General features: G+C 63.5%; 18 protein-coding genes. 9 read left to right on the forward strand and 9 right to left on the reverse strand.

Going from position 1 to position 22,146, the window contains the following annotated elements:
* Positions 1 to 8: 8 nt before the first annotated feature.
* The 5 genes from purB to R3F72_RS09540 all read right to left on the reverse strand — a co-directional run bounded on the left by purB (position 9) and on the right by R3F72_RS09540 (position 4,709).
* On the reverse strand, positions 9 to 1,373 hold the full coding sequence (gene purB, locus R3F72_RS09520; protein ID WP_332779541.1) for an adenylosuccinate lyase: 1,365 nt from the start codon (positions 1,371 to 1,373) through the stop codon (positions 9 to 11).
* A gap of 66 nt (positions 1,374 to 1,439) precedes the next feature.
* Positions 1,440 to 2,084 carry a high frequency lysogenization protein HflD gene (hflD, locus tag R3F72_RS09525; protein WP_332779525.1) on the reverse strand — a complete coding sequence of 215 codons (645 nt, stop codon included), beginning with the start codon at positions 2,082 to 2,084 and terminating at the stop codon, positions 1,440 to 1,442.
* On the reverse strand, positions 2,081 to 3,322 hold the full coding sequence (mnmA, locus tag R3F72_RS09530; protein ID WP_332779526.1) for a tRNA 2-thiouridine(34) synthase MnmA: 1,242 nt from the start codon (positions 3,320 to 3,322) through the stop codon (positions 2,081 to 2,083). The genes hflD and mnmA overlap by 4 nt, the downstream gene beginning before the upstream one ends.
* A 186-nt stretch (positions 3,323 to 3,508) precedes the next feature.
* Complete coding sequence (locus R3F72_RS09535) at positions 3,509 to 3,958, reverse strand: NUDIX hydrolase (RefSeq protein WP_332779527.1); 450 nt, start codon at positions 3,956 to 3,958, stop codon at positions 3,509 to 3,511.
* 145 nt (positions 3,959 to 4,103) lie between these two features.
* Complete coding sequence (locus R3F72_RS09540; protein WP_303855299.1) at positions 4,104 to 4,709, reverse strand: pseudouridine synthase; 606 nt, start codon at positions 4,707 to 4,709, stop codon at positions 4,104 to 4,106.
* Positions 4,710 to 4,998: 289 nt separating this feature from the next.
* Here R3F72_RS09540 and clpS point away from each other — a divergent pair, with 289 nt between their 5' ends.
* Positions 4,999 to 5,334 carry an ATP-dependent Clp protease adapter ClpS gene (gene clpS / locus R3F72_RS09545; protein ID WP_179208902.1) on the forward strand — a complete coding sequence of 112 codons (336 nt, stop codon included), beginning with the start codon at positions 4,999 to 5,001 and terminating at the stop codon, positions 5,332 to 5,334.
* A gap of 112 nt (positions 5,335 to 5,446) precedes the next feature.
* On the forward strand, positions 5,447 to 7,711 hold the full coding sequence (gene clpA / locus R3F72_RS09550; protein ID WP_303855302.1) for an ATP-dependent Clp protease ATP-binding subunit ClpA: 2,265 nt from the start codon (positions 5,447 to 5,449) through the stop codon (positions 7,709 to 7,711).
* 182 nt (positions 7,712 to 7,893) lie between these two features.
* Here clpA and infA read toward each other — a convergent pair whose 3' ends face one another.
* From infA to aat, 3 genes are all read right to left on the reverse strand, one after another.
* Positions 7,894 to 8,112, reverse strand: coding sequence for a translation initiation factor IF-1 (gene infA, locus R3F72_RS09555; protein ID WP_013332816.1), 219 nt, complete (start codon positions 8,110 to 8,112; stop codon positions 7,894 to 7,896).
* Positions 8,113 to 8,392: 280 nt separating this feature from the next.
* Positions 8,393 to 9,151, reverse strand: coding sequence for an arginyltransferase (locus R3F72_RS09560; protein ID WP_087719562.1), 759 nt, complete (start codon positions 9,149 to 9,151; stop codon positions 8,393 to 8,395).
* Positions 9,148 to 9,840, reverse strand: coding sequence for a leucyl/phenylalanyl-tRNA--protein transferase (gene aat / locus R3F72_RS09565; protein WP_303855339.1), 693 nt, complete (start codon positions 9,838 to 9,840; stop codon positions 9,148 to 9,150). Before aat ends, R3F72_RS09560 begins: the two co-directional genes overlap by 4 nt.
* A 144-nt stretch (positions 9,841 to 9,984) precedes the next feature.
* Here aat and R3F72_RS09570 point away from each other — a divergent pair, with 144 nt between their 5' ends.
* The 3 genes from R3F72_RS09570 (at position 9,985) to lolA (ending at position 16,763) form a co-directional block, all read left to right on the forward strand.
* On the forward strand, positions 9,985 to 12,018 hold the full coding sequence (locus R3F72_RS09570) for a methyl-accepting chemotaxis protein (RefSeq protein WP_332779528.1): 2,034 nt from the start codon (positions 9,985 to 9,987) through the stop codon (positions 12,016 to 12,018).
* A gap of 291 nt (positions 12,019 to 12,309) precedes the next feature.
* Positions 12,310 to 15,951, forward strand: coding sequence for a DNA translocase FtsK (locus R3F72_RS09575; protein ID WP_332779542.1), 3,642 nt, complete (start codon positions 12,310 to 12,312; stop codon positions 15,949 to 15,951).
* Positions 15,952 to 16,106: 155 nt separating this feature from the next.
* Positions 16,107 to 16,763, forward strand: a complete 657-nt coding sequence (gene lolA, locus R3F72_RS09580; protein ID WP_087719565.1) for an outer membrane lipoprotein chaperone LolA — start codon at positions 16,107 to 16,109, stop codon at positions 16,761 to 16,763.
* Positions 16,764 to 16,857: 94 nt separating this feature from the next.
* On the opposite strand, the gene R3F72_RS09585 is transcribed toward lolA, so the two are convergent.
* Positions 16,858 to 18,210 carry a replication-associated recombination protein A gene (locus R3F72_RS09585; RefSeq protein ID WP_087719566.1) on the reverse strand — a complete coding sequence of 451 codons (1,353 nt, stop codon included), beginning with the start codon at positions 18,208 to 18,210 and terminating at the stop codon, positions 16,858 to 16,860.
* A 313-nt stretch (positions 18,211 to 18,523) separates the two neighbouring features.
* Here R3F72_RS09585 and R3F72_RS09590 point away from each other — a divergent pair, with 313 nt between their 5' ends.
* The 4 genes from R3F72_RS09590 (at position 18,524) to trmA (ending at position 22,089) form a co-directional block, all read left to right on the forward strand.
* Positions 18,524 to 19,066 carry a hemerythrin domain-containing protein gene (locus R3F72_RS09590; RefSeq protein WP_087719591.1) on the forward strand — a complete coding sequence of 181 codons (543 nt, stop codon included), beginning with the start codon at positions 18,524 to 18,526 and terminating at the stop codon, positions 19,064 to 19,066.
* Positions 19,067 to 19,198: 132 nt separating this feature from the next.
* Positions 19,199 to 20,098 (forward strand): LysR family transcriptional regulator, encoded by a 900-nt coding sequence (locus R3F72_RS09595; protein ID WP_332779529.1) that lies wholly within the window; start codon positions 19,199 to 19,201, stop codon positions 20,096 to 20,098.
* Positions 20,091 to 20,930: a glutamate racemase gene (gene murI / locus R3F72_RS09600; RefSeq protein WP_332779530.1), complete on the forward strand. Its 840-nt coding sequence runs from the start codon at positions 20,091 to 20,093 to the stop codon at positions 20,928 to 20,930. The genes R3F72_RS09595 and murI overlap by 8 nt, the downstream gene beginning before the upstream one ends.
* A 34-nt stretch (positions 20,931 to 20,964) precedes the next feature.
* Positions 20,965 to 22,089, forward strand: coding sequence for a tRNA (uridine(54)-C5)-methyltransferase TrmA (trmA, locus tag R3F72_RS09605; RefSeq protein WP_332779531.1), 1,125 nt, complete (start codon positions 20,965 to 20,967; stop codon positions 22,087 to 22,089).
* Positions 22,090 to 22,146 lie beyond the last annotated feature (57 nt).

The raw sequence follows: 22,146 nt of genomic DNA on the forward strand, positions 1-22,146 counted from the left end.
TTGAGGGCTTAAAGCGCTTTGGCCTGATCGACGGCGTTACCGATGTAGCTTGCCGGTGACAGCGCCTTGAGCTCGGTCTTGACCTCGTCCGGCAGGGCGAGCGTGTCGATGAAGGCGGCAAAGCCGGCCTGATCGATGCGCTTGCCGCGGGTCAGTTCCTTGAGTTTCTCGTAGGGCTTCTCGATCCCGTAGCGGCGCATGACGGTCTGGATCGGCTCGGCCAGCACTTCCCAGCTCTGGTCCAGATCGTCGTTGAGACGCTGCGGGTTGGCCTCGAGCTTGCCGATGCCTTTGAGCGAGGCCTCGTAGGCAATTAGTCCGTAGGCCAGGCCGACGCCGAGATTGCGCAGCACGGTGGAGTCGGTCAGGTCACGCTGCCAGCGGGAGATCGGCAGCTTGCGGGCCAGGTGATCGAGCAGCGCGTTGGCCAGCCCCAGGTTGCCTTCGGAGTTCTCGAAATCGATCGGGTTGACCTTGTGCGGCATCGTGGAGGAGCCGATCTCCCCGGCAACGGTGCGTTGCTTGAAGTAGCCCAGCGAGATGTAGCCCCACACGTCGCGGTCGAAGTCGATCAGAATGGTATTGAAGCGGCTGATGGCATCGAACAGCTCCGCGATGTAGTCGTGAGGTTCGATCTGGGTGGTATAGGGGTTGAACGTAAGCCCGAGCGACTCGACGAACGTGCGGGCGTTGTCGGCCCAGTCGATCTCCGGATAGGTCGCCAGATGGGCGTTGTAGTTGCCCACGGCGCCGTTGATCTTGCCCAGCAGCTCCACCGATTCGATCTGCTTGAGCTGTCGCTGCAGGCGGTAGGCGACATTGGCCATCTCCTTGCCCAGCGTCGTGGGGCTGGCAGTCTGGCCATGGGTGCGCGACAGCATCGGCTGTTCGGCATGCTCGTGGGCCAGTTTGGCGATGGCGTCGTGAACCTGGTGCATCGTCGGCAGCAGCGCGGCCAGGCCGTCGCGCATCATCAGGGCATAGGAGAGGTTGTTGATGTCTTCGCTGGTGCAGGCGAAGTGCACGAACTCGGTGATGGCGTGCAGCTCGGGCTGATCGGCGATCGCTTCCTTGAGGAAGTACTCGATGGCCTTGACGTCGTGGTTGGTCGTGCGCTCGATGGTCTTGATCCGCTCGGCATCGGCGATGGAAAATTCCTTCACCAGCTTGTCCAGAAACGCCTGCGCCTCCGCGGACAGTGGCGGTACTTCGGTGATGCCGGGATGTGCCGCCAATCGTTCGAGCCAGCGCACCTCGACGGTGACGCGAGCCCGGATCAGGCCGAACTCGCTGAAGTGTTCGCGTAGCGGAGCGGCTTTGGCTGCGTAGCGGCCGTCGACGGGGGAGAGGGCGGTCAATGCGGAAAGTTCGATCATCTTGGGTTCCCGAAGGCTCGCACGAGCTCGAAGCTCGCGGTTAACGAATTCATGGTTTCGACATCAGTGGGCGTCGAGCTCGCGCAGCGTGCGCCTGATGGCACCGCGCTGGAAGATCAGGCGCCAGCGGCGGCCACCCTGCTGATGCCACAGCAAGGCGAAACGCACACCGGCGAGAAGGGCGGTGCGGATGCGTTCCGGCATCATCCGGCTCTGCAGCAGGCTGGGCTCGCCCTGCACCACGATCCGGTAGCGGAAGGTGGAGAGCGTCTCCTGATACAACTCGCCGAGACTGGCAACGACGTTCTCGTGCGTCTCGCCGAAATGTTCCGCCTGGCCCTGGATGCGGACGAGACGCTGGCCGAGGGTGCTCATCATGGCATCGTCCTTGCGCAGCCGTTGCATCAGCAACACCATCGAGAAGCCGTAGCGCATCACCGCCGGCTGGGCATGCTGGCGGGACATCACCGCGAGCAGGGTATCGATGCCCAGGCGCAGGTTGTTGTGATGGCCGCCGTAGATCGATTCGAAACTCGGCGGGTTGGTATCCAGCGTCGCGCGGAGCAGCGTGTTCCAGGCGCGTTCGTCGCACTGGCCGGTACGGGCGAGCTGATCGACCACGGAAGCCGCCTGAAAGACACCGGCCAGGGCCAGCGCCTGCCGGCCATTGCTGTCGAGCGGTGCCGATTGAATGGGCGTTGGATTCATGCCGAACGCTGGCTCCCCGTCGTTGCGGTAAGGTGGGTGTCGGGCCGCGCTGCGCCGGTCAATTCGGCGACGGCCGCCGTATCGGCGGTCTCGGTGGCGCGGATGACAGCGCCACCGAGACACACGTCGCCATCGTAGAGCACCAGCGATTGGCCGGGCGTGACCGCCCGCTGAGGCTCATCGAAGCGAACCTCGATCTCGCCATCGGCCAGCAGTGTCACCTCGCAGGCGACGTCCTGCTGGCGATAGCGGGTCTTTGCACTGAGACGCGACTTTGCCGGCGGTTCGCCCGCCACCCAGGCTGCCGGCTCGCAGTACACGACATCGCTGTAAAGCAGCGGATGCTCGCCCTGGACGACGATCAGGACATTGCGCTCGAGATCCTTGGCGGCGACGAACCAGGGTTCTTCACTGTGATCCTTGAGGCCACCGATACCCAGGCCACGGCGCTGCCCCAGGGTGTAATACATCAACCCCATGTGTTCGCCCACCAGATCGCCCTCCGGCGTCTCGATGCGGCCGGGTTGGGCGGGCAGGTACTGCTTGAGGAAGTCGCTGAAGCGACGTTCACCGATGAAGCAGATGCCGGTGGAATCCTTCTTGCGCGCCGTGGCCAGGCCATGACGTTCGGCCAACGCCCTGACCTCGGGCTTTTCCAGTTCACCCACGGGGAATAGCGTGCGTGAGATGGCATCGCCGGGAACGGCATGCAGGAAATAGCTCTGGTCCTTGTTGCCATCGAGACCTTTGAGCAGTTGCGCCCGGCCATCGGCGTCGTCGGCACCTCGGCGAACGTAGTGGCCGGTGGCGATCAGATCCGCACCGAGCATCTCGGCATAGTCGAGGAAGACCTTGAACTTGATCTCGCGGTTGCAGAGGATATCCGGGTTCGGCGTGCGGCCTGCCTGATACTCCGCCAGAAAGTGTTCGAAGACATTGTCCCAGTACTCGGCGGCGAAGTTGGCCGTGTGAAGCTTGATGCCGAGCGTATCGCTGACGGCCTGGGCATCGGCCAGATCCGCCATCGCCGTACAGTACTCGGTGCCATCGTCTTCGTCCCAGTTCTTCATGAACAGGCCCTCGACGTGATAGCCCTGCTGGATCAGCAGCAATGCGGTCACGGAGGAATCGACGCCCCCCGACATGCCGACGATGACCTTCTTGGCATTCTCGCGGGACGGCAAGGCGCCTGCGCTGGGTGAGCGCACGCTATCGCTGGGCAAGCTGTCAGTGGTCATGGCGATTCCCGAGGACAGGTGAAGGCGGGCGATGACATCGGATTCGTCGACGGCTGGGCGCGACGACGAAACGGGCGCCGCCCTGAATAAATGACCCGGGATTATAGCCGAAAGCGGGTCTGGGCATCGAGCCCGACGGGCATTCGATACCAGGCGAGCGGCCGTCACCCGGCCGCAGGGCCGGTCTCAGCGCTCGCGAATGAGATCGAGCGGGTAGCGGCGGCCGTCACGCGCGTCGCGCAGACGCTGCATCACTACCGGGCTGCGCAGGCGGCGGCTGCGGTCGAGATCGTCGATCTCGTCGTACGTCAGCCAGTGAGCGCTGATGATCCCTTTGTCGAGCGGATTGCCAAGGTGCGCCAGCGGCAGGCTGATGAAGGCGTGACTGTGGAAGGTGAGGCCATCCGAGGTCTGATGGACATAGAGCCCCAGGTAATCGGTGATGGCGATCTGCCAGGCGGACTCTTCACGAACTTCGCGTTCGGCCGCAGCGATCAGGCGCTCGCCGCGTTCCAGATGGCCGGCAGGCTGGTTGAACAGACTGAACGGTCCGCCGCGATCCTCTTCCACCATCAGGTACCGACCGGCCCGTTCCACGATCACGGCAACGGTCACGCGGGGTGTCCAGCGATTCATCTTTTCATTCTCCCAGCTCGGTACGCGGCCCTCGACAACGGGCCACGGGACTCAGCCGATCATACCCGGTCTGGGGCAATTCGAAAGCCCGCGGTCGGAAGAAGGGCGGTGGCACGAGGAGGCCAGGACGGGAACGGGATGGCGATCATCGAGTGCGTCGTGGCTTCGATCGCGGGTTTCGGTCCTGTCGCGATGGACGCTTCCGGGGGGCGTTCACGGTCTCGCTGCGCCAGTCTCCGGGCTGCAGCTCGCCCAGTTGCCACGGACCGATGGCGGCGCGAATCAGACGCAGCGTGGGGTGGCCGACATGCGCCGTCATGCGCCTTACCTGCCGATTGCGCCCTTCGCGAAGTTCGATTTCCAGCCAGGTCGTGGGGATGGATTCCCGATAGCGAACCGGCGGGACCCGTGGCGCGGGATCCGGCCGGGTCAGCCGTCGAACCCTGGCAGGCCGGGTCGGGCCGTCTTTCAGCGTGACGCCATGGCGTAATGCTTCGAGCGCATCGTCGTCCGGCGTTCCCTCGACCTGCACCCAGTACTGCTTCGGCAATTTATGACGCGGGTCGCTGATATGGTGGATCAGGGCGCCGTCGTCGGTCAGCAGCAACAGGCCTTCGGAGTCGTAATCGAGGCGTCCGGCTGGATAAATGTCGGGAACCTGAAGATAGTCGGCCAAGGTGGGTCGCCCTTGGTCATCGGTAAACTGACAGAGCACATGGTAGGGCTTGTGCAATAGATAGATTCGACTCATGCCGGGTCGCCAACGCTCCTCTTGAATAGCCGCGAACGGTGATGTCGGGGCCACGATGCCATGGCGTTGGCGGCCTGTCGCGACTATTTTCAGTGAAGGCTTGCATACAGGCCCTATCGGCCGCATCTTCAAGGAACCTCGGGCCTTCGATGGTATCCAATACCTGACCCAGTCCCAATTTGATGCACCCGGGCCGATGCATCCAGGGATTCATCCAGATTGTGCCAACAACCGTATGTCAGAGATCCTAGATAGAGTGTCGTTGTACCTTTCCAGGGAGCCGGCGCGCATGGGTATGACGCGCCCGCCCGACCCTGGTCATGAAGAGCAGGGCGATGTCGCCGAGCAGGTGTCCGAACCGCAACTGGCGCCGCCGCCCATGTACAAGGTCGTGCTGTACAACGATGACTACACACCCATGGAGTTCGTCGTCGAGGTGCTGCAACGGTTCTTTGCCATGGACAGCGAGAAGGCGGTTCAGATCATGCTGGCCGTCCACACCCAGGGAAAGGCGACATGCGGCATCTTTACCCGCGATATCGCGGAGACCAAGTGCCATCAGGTCAATGAATATGCAAGAGAGTGCGAGCATCCTCTCATGTGTGACGTGGATGCCGCAGAGTAGGACGCGGACACACATCGTCGACGCTTTTGTCTTCGAAGACTTGCGAAACCGCTGTTTGTGCCCGATTGTGAAAGTGCCGACCGACGCCCTCAGTGGCTAAAAGGGGACTGCCATGTTGAGTAAAGAACTTGAACTCACCCTGAACACGGCCTTCACCGTGGCGCGCTCGAAGCGACACGAGTTTATGACCGTGGAGCACCTGCTGCTGGCGCTTCTCGATAATGCCTCGGCAGCCGATGTGCTGAATGCCTGTGGGGCGAATCTGGAAAAGCTTCGTGCCGATCTGCAGGATTTCATCAATTCCACGACGCCGCTGATTCCCGAAGAGCAGGAAGATCGGGAAACGCAGCCGACGCTGGGCTTCCAGCGCGTGCTTCAGCGTGCCGTTTTTCACGTCCAGTCTTCCGGCAAGAGCGAGGTGACCGGCGCCAACGTGCTGGTGGCGATCTTCTCCGAGCAGGAGAGTCAGGCCGTCTATTTCCTCAAGCAGCAGAGCGTGGCCCGGGTCGATGCGGTGAACTACATCGCCCACGGCATTTCCAAGGTGGCCGGTCACAGCCAGCCCCAGCAGCCTTCCCAGGAGTCCGAGGAGGGCGAAGAGGCAGCCACCGAAAATGGCCAGAGCCCGCTGAGCAGCTACGCCACCAACCTCAACGATCAGGCCCGTCTGGGCAAGATCGATCCGCTGATCGGGCGGGACCACGAGCTCGAGCGCGTGGTGCAGATCCTGGCGCGCCGGCGCAAGAACAACCCGCTGCTGGTAGGTGAAGCGGGCGTCGGCAAGACCGCCATCGCCGAGGGGCTGGCCAAGCGTATCGTCGAGGAGGACGTGCCGGACGTCATCGCGGATGCGGTGGTCTATTCGCTCGACATGGGCGCCTTGCTGGCTGGCACCAAGTACCGTGGCGACTTCGAGAAGCGCCTGAAAGGGCTGCTGGCCGAGCTGCGCAAGCAGGACAACTCGATCCTGTTCATCGACGAGATCCATACGGTGATCGGTGCTGGCGCCGCTTCCGGCGGTGTCATGGACGCGTCCAACCTGCTCAAGCCGCTGCTCTCTTCCGGTGAGCTGCGCTGCATCGGGTCGACCACGTTCCAGGAGTTCCGCGGTATCTTCGAGAAGGATCGGGCACTGGCACGTCGTTTCCAGAAGGTGGACGTGCCGGAACCGACCGTCGAGGACACCATCCGCATCCTCAAGGGGCTGCGTGGCCGCTTCGAAGAGCATCACCAGTTGAAGTACACCGACGGCGCGTTGGAAAGTGCCGCCCGGCTGGCGGATCGGTATATCAACGACCGTCATCTCCCCGACAAGGCGATCGATGTCATCGACGAAGCCGGCGCGCACCAGCGTCTGCTGCCGCCGGAGGCGCGAATTGCCACGATCGATGTCGATCAGGTCGAGGCCGTGGTGGCTTCCATCGCGCGGATTCCGCCGAAGAGCGTGTCCAGCTCGGATCGCAAGCTGCTCTCCAATCTGGAGCGCGACCTGAAGATGCTGGTATTCGGTCAGGATGAGGCGATCACCAGCCTGTCCGCCGCGATCAAGCTGTCTCGTGCCGGACTCAAGTCACCGGACAAGCCGGTGGGCAGCTTCCTGTTCGCTGGTCCGACGGGTGTCGGCAAGACCGAAGTGGCGCGGCAACTGTCTCACCTGATGGGCATCGAGTTGGTTCGCTTCGACATGTCGGAATATATGGAGCGTCACACGGTATCGCGCCTGATCGGCGCGCCGCCGGGATACGTGGGCTACGATCAGGGCGGCCTGTTGACCGAGGCGATCACCAAGCAGCCGCACTGCGTGCTGTTGCTCGACGAGATCGAGAAGGCGCACCCCGAGGTCTTCAATCTGCTGCTGCAGGTCATGGACCACGGTCGCCTGACCGACAACAATGGCCGCGAGGCGGACTTCCGCCACGTGATCATCATCATGACGTCCAACGCCGGTGCCGAGCAGATCTCGCGTCGTTCGATCGGGTTCCAGACGCAGGACCATTCCACCGATGGCATGGAAGTGATTCGCCGGACGTTCACGCCGGAGTTCCGTAACCGTCTCGACGGGATCATCCAGTTCCATGGCCTCGAGCCTTCCATCGTCCGCAACGTGGTCGACAAGTTCCTGGTCGAACTGCAGGCACAGCTGGACGAGAAGCGCGTGCAGCTCGATGTCGACGAAGACGCCCGCGTCTGGCTTGCCCAGAAGGGTTACGATCCGGAGATGGGGGCACGACCGATGGCCCGCGTCATTCAGGAAAAGCTCAAGAAACCATTGGCAGAGATGATCCTGTTCGGCGACCTGGCGGACAACGGCGGTATCGTGCACGTTCGGGTCGAAAACGACGAGCTGCAGCTGGAGACCGAGGCCGAGGTCGCCTGACGGCGCAACGTCTCGGTCCTGCGGAAACGATAACGCCTCGCCATGGCAACATGGCGAGGCGTTTTTCGATTCGTGTCATCTCATCTCACCCGTCTGACGCAAGACTACGATGTCAGATGTTTTTTCAGGATGACGGGCAAGGCCGCCAAAGCAGGGCGGGAAGCGCGAGATGGGCTCGCGAATTAGCGAGAACGGTAGACGATGCGGCCTTTGGAGAGATCGTAGGGAGTCAGCTCTACCTTGACCTTGTCACCGGTCAGAATGCGGATGTAGTTCTTGCGCATCTTGCCGGAAATGTGTGCGGTCACGACGTGGCCATTTTCCAGTTCAACGCGGAACATGGTGTTGGGAAGGGTGTCGACGACCACGCCTTCCATTTCGATATGATCTTCTCGTGCCATATAGGCGATCCCTCTTGAACGTTTTGAGCATGGGGCTTGGTGTGAGAGCCTGGCATGGCGCCGCGCGGTCGGCAATCGACGTGATATACCGCAAATAGCAGTGTCGCCATCCACGTCGTCATCGAGTCAGCCACGCTTGGGCCTCTGAAGTGCGCGATATTATGGGCTATCTCGCCAGGGAAGGCAAAAATACCGCTTGAAATCGGGCTAAAAGCCATCCGGGAGCGGAGCTGTCGTTGCGTCGCCATGCATGGTCGCCCGCGCCAAGTTCCCAGCGCCTCTAGGAAAACGCCGTTGCCGGGATCATGCGTTGCCAGCGTCCGCCACTGAGATACTCGAGCGGCTGGTAATCCTGCTTGTAACGCATTTTCTGACAGGCCCGGATCCAGTAACCCAGGTAGACATGAGGGAGGCGGCGTTTACGTGCCAGCTCGATCTGGCTGAGGACGGCAAAGCTGCCCAGCGAGCGCCGCTCGAAGAGCGGGTCGGGATCGAAGAAGGTGTAGATCGCCGACAGGCCATGGCTGAGCAGATCCGTGGCAGCGACTGCCATCAGATGATCGCCCAGTCGAAATTCCAGTAGCTTGGCGAACGGATGGGTCTGGGCCAGAAACATCCGGTACTGTTCCCGGCTCGGCGGGAACATGTCGCCATCCGCATGCCGGGCGCGAATGTAGCGGGCGTAGAGGGCATAGTGCTGCTCATCGAACTCGGCTGGCCGTAACCTGAATGTCAGATCCTGGTTGCGATTGATCAGCTTGCGCTGCGTACGCGACGGCGCGAAGTCGTCGACCGGGATCCTGACCGAAGTGCACGCGCTGCAGCTCTCGCAGTGGGGGCGGTAGAGATTGCTGCCGCTGCGCCGAAAGCCCAGTAGCGTGAGCGCATCGTAAACCTCCGGAACGACGGTCTCCTGAGGGTCGAGAAATAGTGTCGTTGCCTCCCGGCCCTCCAGGTAGCTGCAGGGGTGGGGCACCGTCAGGAAGAAACGAAGATCGCGTGCCTGACGCTGCGGGCTGTTCGCATTGTCGCTGCTCACGTTGGCTCCGTCGGCCAGAGGCTGGCCGGGTTGGGTGCGTTGACGTTCTTCTCAAGGTAGTCGAGGAATGTCTCGCGAGCGATGTCTCTGGCACCCATGCTGGCCAGATGGGGCGTATGCATCTGGCAGTCGATCAACGCGAAATCGTGGCGCTGAAGGTGCCGCGCCAAATGTACCAACGCTATCTTCGAAGCATCGGCAACGTGGCTGAACATCGATTCGCCGAAAAAGACGCGCCCGATCGACAGCCCGTACAACCCACCGACCAGCGTCTGCGACTGCCAAACCTCGACGCTATGCGCATGCCCCAGGCGGTGAAGGTCCACGTAGGCCTTTCGCATGGCGTCGTCGATCCAGGTGCCTTCGGCATCGGCGCGGGTTTCGGCGCAAGCGGCAATGACACGCGGGAACGCCCGGTCGAAGCTCACTTCGAAGCCACCGTTGCGCAGGCGCTTGTCCAGACTTCGGCGGACGCGTATCTCCTCCGGGAACAGCACCATGCGGGGGTTTGGCGACCACCACAGGATGGGCTGGCCCTCGGCATACCACGGAAAGATGCCCTGTCGATAGGCACTCAGCAGCCAGTCGGGGCTTAGCGCACCCCCCGCGGCTAGCAGACCGTCGGGTTGTTCGAGTGCCCGGGAGGCTGGCGGGAAAGCGACGATATGTGGCGGTAACCAGGGCAGCATGCGTTCGGCCGGACAAGAGAGCGGCCAACAGCATAGCAAACCTTGAATGGCGTGATGCCTTTTGCATCTTTTGCCGCGGGCGTCATCAAGATTGTCGTCGTCGCCGCCGATAAGAGCCTTGATTCCTCAATCTCGGAAACCACCATGGCTGCATTTCGACAGCGTCTTCGCAGTGCCGGCATCGGTACCAAGCTGGCCCTTATCGTTGCCTTTCTTCAAGCCGCCGTGCTCCTGGGGCTGGCCTTCGCCATGGCCCAGGCGAGCACGACGCAACTGCGTGAAGCCACGACGCATGAGCTGAAAACCCAGCAGGATTCCATCGGTGACATGCTGTCGTTGTTCGATTATAGCCTGCAGCAACAGGCGGACCGGTTCCTGAGTATTTTTTCGGAGCAGTATTCGGGGCGTTTCGTATTGAGCCCAGACCAGCTCGTCGAAGTCTCGGGGCGCCAGACACCGGCGCTCAAGGATGGGCTTGAAGTGCTCAACGACAATACCTGGAAGCTCGATCGGTTCACCAAGCAGACGGGTACGCCAGCAACGATCTTTGCGCGCGACGGGGATGACTTCGTGCGCATTTCCACGTCCCTCAAGAACGAGAATGGCGAAAGGGCGATGGGAACATTGCTCAGTCGGGACTCGAAGAGCTATGCCAGGCTGATGGCGAATCAGCCGTATATTGGTCTCGCCAGGCTTTTTGGCACCGACTACATCACCAAGTATCAGCCCATCCAGGACAGAGATGGTCAGGTCGTCGGTGCGCTGTTCGTGGGTGTCGATGTCAGTGCCGAGATGGCTCAGGTTCAGGATCGTATTCGTGAAATGGGCATCGGTGATGCCGGCTACACCATGCTGGCCTCGGCAGCCGGTGATCAGAAGGGGGAGGTCATTGCCGGCGGGCCCTACGAGGGGCGGAACTTGTTGGACGGCGAAATGGGGGAGCTCTTCGCACCGCTGTTCGAGGCGTCATTCGGCGACATCGAATATACCGCCAGCAGTGGCGAAGGGCGGCTGGTGCGCTACTCGCGCTATCCCGAGTGGCAATGGGTCGTGGCCGGTTCGGTCTCGGTCGATGAAATGCAGGCGGGGGTGATCGCGGCGCGGGATCGCTTCCTGCTGATTGCACTTGTGCTGGCCGCGGCGCTGAGTGTGACGCTCTACTGGATCGTCAAGCGGCTGGTGACGCAGCCCATGAGCCGCGTTGTCAACCTGGCTCAAGCCTTGGCGGAGGGAGACCTGTCGCAGCGCATCGACACGAGCCGGCGTGATGAAATCGGCCAACTGGTTGCCGCCATGAACGGTATCGGCAACGGGCTCGAGCGTATCGTGGCGCAAGTGCGTACGGCAGTTGCGCAGACCGAAAGCCATACCCGGGAGCTGGCGTCCGGCAACGCTGAACTGGCGTCGCGCACCGAATCCCAGGCGGCGAGCCTTGAGCAGACCGCTGCCAGCACCGAAGAGATCAACGCGACGGTTCGTCAGAATGCGCAGCGGGCGCAGGAAGGCGATGAGCAGGCGCAGCGAACCGTGGCGGCAGCGGGTGAAGCGCAGAGCACCGTCGAGGCAACGTCGGAGGCGATGCAGCGTATCGTCGGCATGGCGACGCAGATCTCCGAGGTGGTGGGCGTGATCGATGGCATCGCCTTTCAGACCAACCTGCTGGCGTTGAACGCCTCCGTCGAAGCCGCTCGGGCCGGCGAGCACGGTCGCGGTTTCGCCGTGGTGGCTCAGGAAGTCCGGAACCTGGCGGAGCGCTGCACGACGTCGGCGCAGCAGATCAAGGCGTTGATCGGCAAGACCGTCGACGAAGTCGACAGCGGCAACCTGCGCGCGGCCGAGGCGGGGCAGCGGGTCACCGAGATCGTCTCCCAGGTCGAACGCATCAGCACGCTGATCTCGGAGATCCGGCTGGCATCCGAAGAGCAGTCTCGCGGTATCGAGCAGATCAACGTGGCGATATCCCAGATCGACGAGACCACCCAGAGCAACGCCGCGCTGGTGCGTCAGTCCAGCGTGTCGACCCGGCAGTTGAACGAGCAGAGTCGCCGGCTGGCGGAAACCGTCTCGCTGTTCCGGTTGCGTAACGCGCCGCCGGCTGAGACAGGAGTGCCCGAGGCTGCCTCGCGCCTGGACGAGACAGGGCGACGAACGCCAGCCGGCGAGCCTCTTCCAGCTTGATCTGGCGCCTCGCGGATCATGGATTTCATGACCTGCCGGCGCCCCCTGTGATGTCGACGCGGCCCCCGGTATGATGGCGGGTTGAAGAGGTCGAGCCCATCAGCGGCTCGGCCGTGATCGTCAATGCCGCGAGCGGAATGGAATGCCGCCAGCGGCGTGGCAGTTGATCGTGTTACGCCACGCCAGATCGGGCGCGAGGGGGTTGATCATTTGAGTGCCAAGAGTTCGGCCAAAAAGAGCCGTCGTCCATCAACGCAAGCGCAAGCCAAGGAGCAGGCCCGCCACGTGATCATGCGCCTACAGGGCGTGACTCGCGAAGGTGCCGTGATTCTGTTGCTCGCCATCTGCGTTTTTCTGCTGTTGGCCCTGTTCAGCTACACGCCGACGGACCCCGGCTGGTCCCATAGCGGGCCGGATCAATCGGTTTCCAACTGGATGGGCAGGATCGGTGCCTGGCTATCCGATGTGCTCTATTCGCTGTTCGGCGCCAGTGCGCTGTGGTGGCCAGGCATGTTCGGTCTGGGTGCCTGGCGACTGATGCGCCAGACCCAGGTGCAGATCGCCTGGGACCCCATGGCGCTCGCCGTTCACACCGGCGGGCTGGTGCTGCTGTTGATGAGCACGACCACGCTGGGTGACCTGCATTTCTACAACGCTGCCAGCGATCTTCCTAACCAGGCGGGCGGCATTCTCGGCCGTGGTATCGCCGGTTCTCTCGGCTCGCTGGTCGGTGTGCGAGGCACCACGCTGATCGCCATCGCGGCATTCATGTGCGGCTTCACGCTGTTCTCCGGCATGTCCTGGTTGACGGTGATGGATGAGCTCGGTAGCTCGCTCAATCGGCTGTTCCATTGGACGAAAGCTCGCGCTGGCGAGCGTCGTGAGGCGCGGGAAACTCGTCGTCTCGACAAGGCCGAGGCACGCAGCATGGCCGCCGATGACGCGGCAGCGGCGGACGATGCCGGTGCGATGGATGAGGAAGACGCGCCGCGCCGGAGCGCGTGGTGGGCCAGGTTGCTGCCGTGGAACCGGCTGCCCTGGAACAGGGCGCCGGATCTGGAGCAGTGGGAAGACGACGACATGGCCGCCGAACGGCCAGTCCGGCGGGAACCTGCCTGGGAGAGCGCGGTGGGTGCGGCTGCCGATGGGGTCGAGCCTCGTGACACCTCGATGTGGCGTCATGACGGTCGTACGGACATTCCGTGGGATGTCCCGGCGCGAACACCGTCTGCCAAACGGCCTGAAGCTTCCTACACCGCTCGCCAGCAGCGTGACGAAGCCCGCGAGCCCACGCTGGGTCGGCTACCGGGCGAGGAGCCCGAAGTACCGCAGCGAACGGCGCCGGCGACCCGCTTTGGAGGCGAGGCCTCGGCCCGGCAGCCATCTTCCACCGAGTCAGGGCCGAGCAGGATATCGGCAACCGACGACTCGACGAATGCCGTCGCTGCCTCGTCGGCGATCTCGGCCGCCGAGGCTCAGGGCAGGCCGGATGCCGGGGAGGAATCCGGGCCGGAAAGTACGCCGTTCCGCGCCGATGTCACCCGGCGACGCATACCCGATGCCTTTCAAGCGCCAGCAGGCGAGTCCTCGTCCGTGCCTCCGGCTCCCCGGGGCGACATCGACGAGCGCCAGCACGGTGAGGCGTTCCGGCACGGCGAAGAGTTCCGGTACGGTGAAGCGTTCCGGCACGATGAGGAGCCCCGGATTGACGACGAGAGCCGTCAGCCGCGGGAACCTGCGCCGGAGCTCGCTGCAGACGAGCAGCGTGCCGTCACGAACGCGCGGGAATCCGCGCAGAGCGAGCCGGGGCTCTCCGCGAACGACGAGGACGCGCCGACCCAGCAGTGGGGGATTCGCGCGGAACGCGAGGAGCCGATGGCGGATTGGCGTCCAGTAGCGGCCTCCCAGGCCGACGAGCCGGCAGCCGACACCGAAGAGCCGGTGATCGATATCGAAGGATCGGCGAGGGCGCCGGAAGAGGCGTTTTCGACCGAGCCGACAGACGATCAGCCTCGCCATTCGGGCATCAACTGGCGGGAAGCCGAAGCGGACGGCGGCGAGATACCCTCGGAGCCAATCATCTCTTCATCGCCATCGCCATCGCCATCGTCGGCGCATGAGCCGAGCCGCTCAGTTACCGAGCGAACGCCGCAGCGTCAGGAACCGTGCTTCGATATCGCCGACGATGATCGGACATCCGTGAGCGGCGGCGACAGGAGCGGGAACAGAGGCGAGAGAGGCGAAAGCGTGGCTGCCGGCCTTTCGACGGCGCCGCAGCCTTCGTCAGTGCCGGCATCGACACCCCCCAGCGAGGGGCGGCTGGCGACGGCAGCTCAAGCCAGGGCCGCCGCCGATGACCAGCCGACATTGTGGACCGTCGAGCATCTGCAGAGCCAGCGCCCGGTCATGGATGATATGCCGGAGCCGAGCGGCGATCTGCCGTCGATTCGCCTGACCACGCCCGCCGATCCGGAGCAGCCAAACTATACGCCGGAACAGCTGGCCGACATGGCCGACCTGCTCGAAATGCGGCTGCGCGAATACGGGGTCAAGGCGGAAGTCGTCGAGACCTGGCCGGGGCCGGTCATCACCCGCTTCGAGATCCGCCCGGCGGCCGGCGTGAAGGTTTCCAAGATCAGTAACCTGGCGAAGGATCTGGCACGCTCGCTGATGGTGAAGAGCGTGCGCGTAGTCGAGATCATTCCCGGCAAGCCGACGGTGGGGATCGAGATTCCCAACCCCAACCGGGCCATGATTCGCATTCGCCAGGTGCTGGATTCCGACGTCTACCAGAATGCCGAGTCGCCGGTCACGCTGGCGCTGGGCCAAGACATCGGCGGCAAGCCGGTGGTCGCCAACCTCAACAAGATGCCTCACCTGCTGGTCGCCGGCACCACCGGCTCCGGTAAATCGGTGGGGATCAACACCATGCTCGTGTCGATGTTGCTCAAGGCAACGCCGGACGAGGTGCGCATGATCATGGTCGATCCCAAGATGCTCGAGCTTTCCGTCTATGACGGTATTCCGCATCTCCTGGCGCCCGTCGTCACCGACATGAAGGAGGCAGCCAACGCCTTGCGCTGGTGCGTTGCCGAAATGGAGCGACGCTACAAGCTGATGGCGGCCATGGGCGTGCGCAACATCGCCGGCTTCAACGCCAAACTCGACGAAGCCGAAAGTCATGGCGCCCAGGTGCAGGATCCGTTATGGGAGCCGCAGCCCTGGGAAATGCACGAGCAGCCGCCGGTGCTCGACAAGCTGCCGTACATCGTGGTGGTGATCGACGAATTCGCCGACATGTTCATGATCGTCGGCAAGAAGGTCGAAGAGCTGATCGCGCGCCTGGCCCAGAAGGCGCGTGCGGCCGGTATCCACCTGATTCTGGCCACCCAGCGGCCCTCGGTCGACGTGGTAACGGGGCTGATCAAGGCCAATATCCCGACGCGCATGGCGTTCCAGGTATCGTCCAAGATCGACTCGCGCACCATCCTCGATCAGGGCGGGGCCGAGAACCTGCTAGGCCACGGTGACATGCTCTACCTGCCGGCCGGTGCTGGCATGCCGCAGCGTGTCCACGGCGCCTTCGTCGATGACGACGAGGTGCATCGCATCGTCGAGGACTGGAAGCGTCGCGGCGAGCCCGAGTACATCGAGGAGATCCTGTCCGGCGGGGTATCCGCCGACGCCCTGGCCGGGCTCGAAGCCGACGGCGGCGACGGCGACGACGCCGAGCAGGATGCGCTCTACGACGAAGCCGTGCAATTCGTCACCGAGACACGCCGCGCCTCCATTTCCGCCGTCCAGCGTCGCTTCAAGATCGGCTACAACCGCGCCGCCCGACTGGTGGAAGCGATGGAGCAGGCCGGTGTCGTCTCCTCGATGGGCACCAATGGTTCGCGGGAGGTTCTCGCACCACCACCGGTCGGCCATTGATCGAGAGCTGACGGCCATAGGGTGAGGTAAAACCCTATGGCCGTTTTGCTGTCTCAGCAATGACCACGATCATTTCACGTCATTACCACAATGATTCCACGCCATTGATCCAAGATCGTCGATGAAAGTCCGACGATTCACGATAAGGAATGCCCATGCGCAAGATGAAGAGGTTGGCTGTCGCCGGATCGCTGTTGCTGGCACCGGTGCTGATGACGCAGACCGCGCTGGCCGACCAGGCCTCTGCCGATCGCCTGACTCATCTGCTGGAGCCGCTGAAGACCTACTCTGCGGATTTCGAACAGCAGATCCTGGATGCCTCGGGTTCGAGCCTGCAGGACACCAGCGGGCACATGTGGTTGTCGCGTCCCGGACATTTCCGCTGGGAAGTGAACGAACCGTATCGCCAGCTGGTGGTCTCCGACGGCAACGAAGTCTCGCTCTACGACCCGGATCTCGAGCAGGTCACCATTCAGCCGCTGGATGATCGCGTTACGCATACGCCCGCGCTGCTGCTCTCCGGAAGCGCTTCGGAGCTCTCCGACAATTATGACGTGTCGCGTCAGCAACAGGGCGCCAGCGAGACCTTTACCCTGGTTCCTCAGGCCAACGATACCCTGTTCGAGCAGCTCAAGCTGACCTTCTACAGCGAGAAGCTCGATGCGTTGCAGATGACCGACAGCACCGGCCAGCGCACGGCCATCGACTTCGATAACGCGCAGATCAATATCGATATCGACCCCGGCCAGTTCCAGTTCCAGGCGCCCGAAGGTGCCGACGTGATCCGCGAGCAGGCCCCCGCGACGCCGTAACCCTCTCGCTTTTCGGTCGACTCGCCCCCGTCGTGTTCGTCACGGCGGGGGCGAATGCGTTTCAGGAAGCAGGCTGCCGGGGCGGGTTCGCCGGTCAGGACTCGTTGTCCGCCTCCCGATCCAGTTCGGCACGCCATGTCTGCATCTGCTGGAAGCGCTTTTCCTGACCGTAGTCGCTGGGGTCGTAGAAACGTGCGCGGGGCAGGTTCGGCGGCCAGCAGTCATGTTCGGTGCCGGCGGGGTAACCATTGGGTTCGTTGTGGGCATATCGATAGCCGTCGCCGTAGCCCAGTGACGACATCAATTTAGTGGGCGCGTTGCGCAGGTAGACCGGCACTTCCAGGTCGGGATGCGCGGCGACGAACGCCTTGGCCTGGCTCCAGGCCTGGTCGATCCGATTGCTCTTGGGGGCGATCGCCAGGTGGATCGCGGCATGGGCGATGGCGCGCTGCCCTTCGTAGTCGCCCAGGCGCAGATAGGCATCCCACGCCGCCATGACCAGCGGCAGCGCGCGCGGGTCGGCGTTGCCCACGTCTTCCGAAGCAATCGCGGCCAGGCGCCGGACGATGTCCAGCGGATCGCCGCCGCCACTGATGAACTGGGCGATATACAGCAGGGCCGAGTCGGGGCGTGAAGAGCGCACCGACTTGTGAACGGCCGAGAGCAGGTCGTAGTAGTGCTCCCCCTGCTTGTCGAAGGCGGCGCCCTGATGGCCGATCACTTCGATCACGGCATCCCGATCGAGATGTTCGCCATGCTCGTCGGTCTTGGCGAAATCGCAAGCGGTTTCCAGCAGGCCCAGGGCGCGGCGGGCATCTCCGGACGCTGCGCGGGCGAGAATCGACAGCGTCTCGTCGCTGGCGCGGATATTGCGCACCCCCAGCCCCAGCGGTTCGTTGCCGAGCGCGCGCTTGAGCACCGTGATCAGTTCGCTTTCGTCGAGTGTCTTCAATACGTAGACCCGGGCTCGCGACAGCAGCGCCGAATTGACCTCGAACGACGGATTCTCGGTAGTGGCGCCGATCAGCGTGAGCAGGCCGGATTCGACATGGGGCAGCAGGGCGTCCTGCTGGCTCTTGTTGAGACGGTGGATCTCGTCGAGAAAGAGCAGGGTCTGCCGCTCGCGCATCTGGCCGTCCCGAGCCCGCTCGACCGCCGCGCGGATGTCCTTGACGCCTGCCATGACGGCAGACAGCTGCTCCAGCCGGGCGCCGGAGGCTTCCGCCAGGATTTCGGCCAGCGTCGTCTTGCCGACACCCGGCGGCCCCCACAGGATCATCGAGCGCACACTGGCGGTTTCCGCCATGCGCCGCAGCGGCTTGCCGGGGCCGACCAGGGCCTGCTGCCCGATGTAGTCCTCCAGCCGGCGCGGCCGCATGCGGTAGGCGAGAGGGGCGTTGTCGGTGCGGGAGTCACCTCGAGAGGCGTCGTCGGCAAAAAGGTCCATGGCATCTTCCAGGCTGGCTGACGGCAGCGAAACGGTACATTTCGCTACAGCGATTCAGACGTTAGGCGTAGAGCGTTTATCGTAAAAACCGCTAGGGTATGAAATTCTAGCGTGTGACTGGAGGCAGACCCAATCGATCGTCGACAGGAAGGCTATCCGAGACTCGTCTACCTAGGCCGGCGTTGCCCGTCGCGCCGCGACAGGGCGAGGATCACGAGTTCCAGCGCCAACTCTTGAGACAGGCGCTACACTAGGCTGACAAACGCGGCGTTACCCGACATCGCGCTTCACGGACAGGAGACTCACCATGCCCATGCTGACTCAATTGCGTCAGGACCATGCCAACATGGCGCGCCTGCTGCATGTGTTGCAACTCAAGCACAAGACGCTGGCCGACGGTGAACGGCCCGATTTTCGGCTGATCCGAGAAGTCGTGGATTATATCCTCGACTACATGAGCGGGTTCACGATTCCGCTGGAGCGAATCTGCAGCGATCGACTGGTGGCCCGGGAATCCGGGATCAACGCGCTGACCGAGCGCTTGGCTGGCGATTATCAGCACCTTCACCAGCAATTGATGCGGCTCTCCCGGGACATCGACATGATCCTCATGGACGGGGTGATGCCGATGGACAAGTTCGCCGACGATCTCAAGTCTTATCTCGAAGCGCATCGGGCCTACCTGCGAGCCGAACGTGAAGAGCTGTTCCCGCTGATCCGGGAGCATTTCGACGAAGACGATCTGGCACGGCTGGCCGCCGAGCTGCCTGCTCAGGCCGGCGCCGAACTGGCGCGGTTGCAGGAGGCCTACCCGGAGCTGTACACCGAGTTTCGCGAGGCACCCTCGCCGGTGTAGCCTCGGGGCTGTCCAACTCCCGCCGGTTTTCCATCCTGCCCGCTCTGCCTTTGCCCACGATGACGATCGCCACTGCGCGATCGTCGTCGCTTGCGTAGAATGATCCCCCTGAAAACAGTGGCAGGGGACAAGATGGATCGGCTGCAAGCGATGCAGGTTTTCCGTGCGGTGATCGAGGCCGGCAGCTTCGCTGGCGGTGCCCGGCGCCTGGGTGTTTCCAATGCCATGGTCAGCAAGCAGGTCTCGCGGCTCGAGGAGACGCTCGGCGTGCGTCTGCTGGTACGTACCACACGCCGTCTGCAATTGACTGCGGAAGGGGAGCGCTACCTGACGACGGCGACTCGCCTGCTCGACGAGCTGCAGGAGCTGGAGGCGGGAATCGGAGAGCAGCGCGGCGAGGTACGTGGCCGACTGAGACTTTCGGCGCCGGTGGACTTCGGTGCCCGCTCGCTGATGCCGGCGCTGCAGGCTTTCGAGGCGGCTCACCCGGCAGTCTCCCTGGATCTGGTGCTGGAGGACAGACGCGTCGATCCGCTGGCCGAGGATTTCGATCTGGTCGTGCGTATCGGCGAACTGGAGGATTCCGGTCTGATCGCCCGCCCGCTGATGCGGATGCCGTTGCACCTATACGCGTCGCCGGCCTATCTCCACCGTCACGGGACGCCGCGGCACCCACGCGATCTCAAGGATCATCGGTGCCTGCACTACACCTTGTCGCGGCATGGACTCTACTGGCCATTCTGGGTCGATGGTGAGGTCTATCGCTGGCGGTTGCAGCCGGCGTTTTCCTGCAACAACGGTCGGGCGCTGGTGGAAGCCGCGGTGATGGGCATGGGGTTGACGTTGAAGCCGGCCTCCCTGGCGGCGCCGGAGGAGAGAACCGGCCAGTTGGTTCGTGTGCTCGAGGTATTCGAGATGCCGCCGCTCGATGTGCACCTGCTGTATGCCGAGCGTGACTACATGCCGGCCCGGTTGCGGGCGCTGATCGACGCCTTGCTCGACTACTTCGGAGAGGGTCAGCGGTATGATTGATGCGCTGATTTTCGACTCGGGCGTCGGTGGCCTCTCGGTCAGCGCCGAAATTCGGCGGCGGATGCCGTGGCTTCCGTTGGGCTACGTCTGTGACAATGCTGCATTGCCTTACGGCACCAAGGATGACGCCTGGCTGGTGGCTCGGATCGTCGCCGTGTGTGAAAGCGCCTGCCGACAAGCCCGCCCCCGCGCGCTGGTGATCGCGTGCAATACCGCCAGCACCCTGGCGCTGGAGGCGCTGAGGGCGCGGCTGTCGATACCGGTCATCGGCACGGTCCCTGCGATCAAGCCGGCGGCCGAGACGACGCGAAGCCGCACGATCGGCCTGCTCGCCACCCGCGCCACCGTCCGCCGCCCTTATCTGGATCGACTGATCGAAGACCATGCGCGGGGCTGTCGTGTCATCCGGGTGGCGGCGGACGCGCTGGTCATCGAAGCCGAACGTCTGCTCAAGGGGCAGGCGGTCGATCCAGCCAGGGTTCGCGAGGCTATCGCACCGCTCAGGGCAGCGGAGGAGATCGACGCCGTCGTGCTGGGCTGCACCCATTTTCCCCTGCTGCACGATTATCTCGAGCCCTTGCTGCCGTCAGGCGTTCATTGGATCGATTCCGGGGCGGCCATCGCCAGGCGTCTCGAGTCCGTGCTCTGGGGCGCCCCGGCGCCGGCCGCCGCTGCCGAGGCGGAAGAGCGCGCCACCCGTTCGCCGGATGCCCGCAGTTGGGCGACGGCCGCGTCGGCGCCGGGATTGGCATCGGCGCTGATGCGTTTCGGTTATGCGCCGCCCGCGATGCTCGAGATCGCCTCTCCAGCCGTTGCCGTCCACGTTTCATGAGTCATTGCGCTATTTCTGCTTGAGGATTTCTGGTTTGGTGATTTTCGATATCGACCCTTCCCGCTACGACGCTCAGCTCGAGGCCAAGCGCGAGCGCATCGAGCGGCAGTTCGCCCGCTTCTCGCCGCCGCCGCTGGAGGTGTTCGCGTCGCCGCCGTCGCACTACCGCATGCGCGCCGAATTCCGAGTCTGGCACGAGGGAGACGATCTCTACTACGCGATGTTCGAGCCCGATCCGGAGGCACCGCGTCACCGGGGCCGGGTCGCGCAGCGTGTCGTCCGGGTCGACCGCTTTCCGGTCGCCAGCGAGCGCATCAACGAACTGATGCCGCAGCTGCTGGACGCGATTCGCGACGAGCCATTGATGCGGCGCAAGCTGTTCCAGATCGAGTTCCTCACCACCCTGAGCGGCGAGGCGCTGGTCACGATGATCTATCACAAGCCGCTGAACGATGAGTGGGAGGCACGCGCTCGCGAGCTTCAGGCGCAGCTCGGTGTGTCGCTGATCGGGCGCTCCCGCAAACAGCGGCTGGTATTGGATCGCGATCACGTCTGGGAACGGCTCGAAGTGGATGGCCAAGAACTTCGCTATCAGCAGGTCGAGAACAGCTTCACCCAGCCCAACGCCGAGATCTGCCGCTCGATGCTGCACTGGGCGCGCGATGTGACGTCCGAAAGCCAGGGGGATCTGGTCGAACTCTACTGCGGCAACGGCAATTTCACGGTGGCGCTGGCGGAGAATTTCCGCCGCGTGGTCGCCACCGAAATCTCCCGAACATCGGTCGCCTCCGCGCAGGCCAATCTCGAAGCCAACGACATCGACAACGTGCACGTGGCGCGAATGTCGGCCGAGGAGTTCGCTCAGGCACTGGCGGGGGAAAAGCAGGGGCGTCGCGTCGCGGCCATGCAACTCGATGAATGCGACTTCTCCACCGTGCTGGTGGACCCGCCCCGGGCCGGGCTGGATGCCGAGAGTTGCGCGCCACTGATGCGCTATCCGCGCATCGTTTATATTTCGTGCAACCCCGACACCTTGGCCGTCAATCTGGAACAGCTGAGCCAGACCCACCGGGTGGTTCGCATGGCGCTGTTTGACCAATTCCCCTGGACGGACCACTGTGAGTGCGGGGTTTTGCTGGAACGCCTGCCGGCAGCGTGATTTTGGGCACCGTTCGCCAGTGACATGGCTGTAACGGCGAGCGTTGTCAACTGCCGG

This window comes from Salinicola sp. 4072 (assembly GCF_036663415.1).
Classification (GTDB): domain Bacteria; phylum Pseudomonadota; class Gammaproteobacteria; order Pseudomonadales; family Halomonadaceae; genus Salinicola; species Salinicola salarius_A.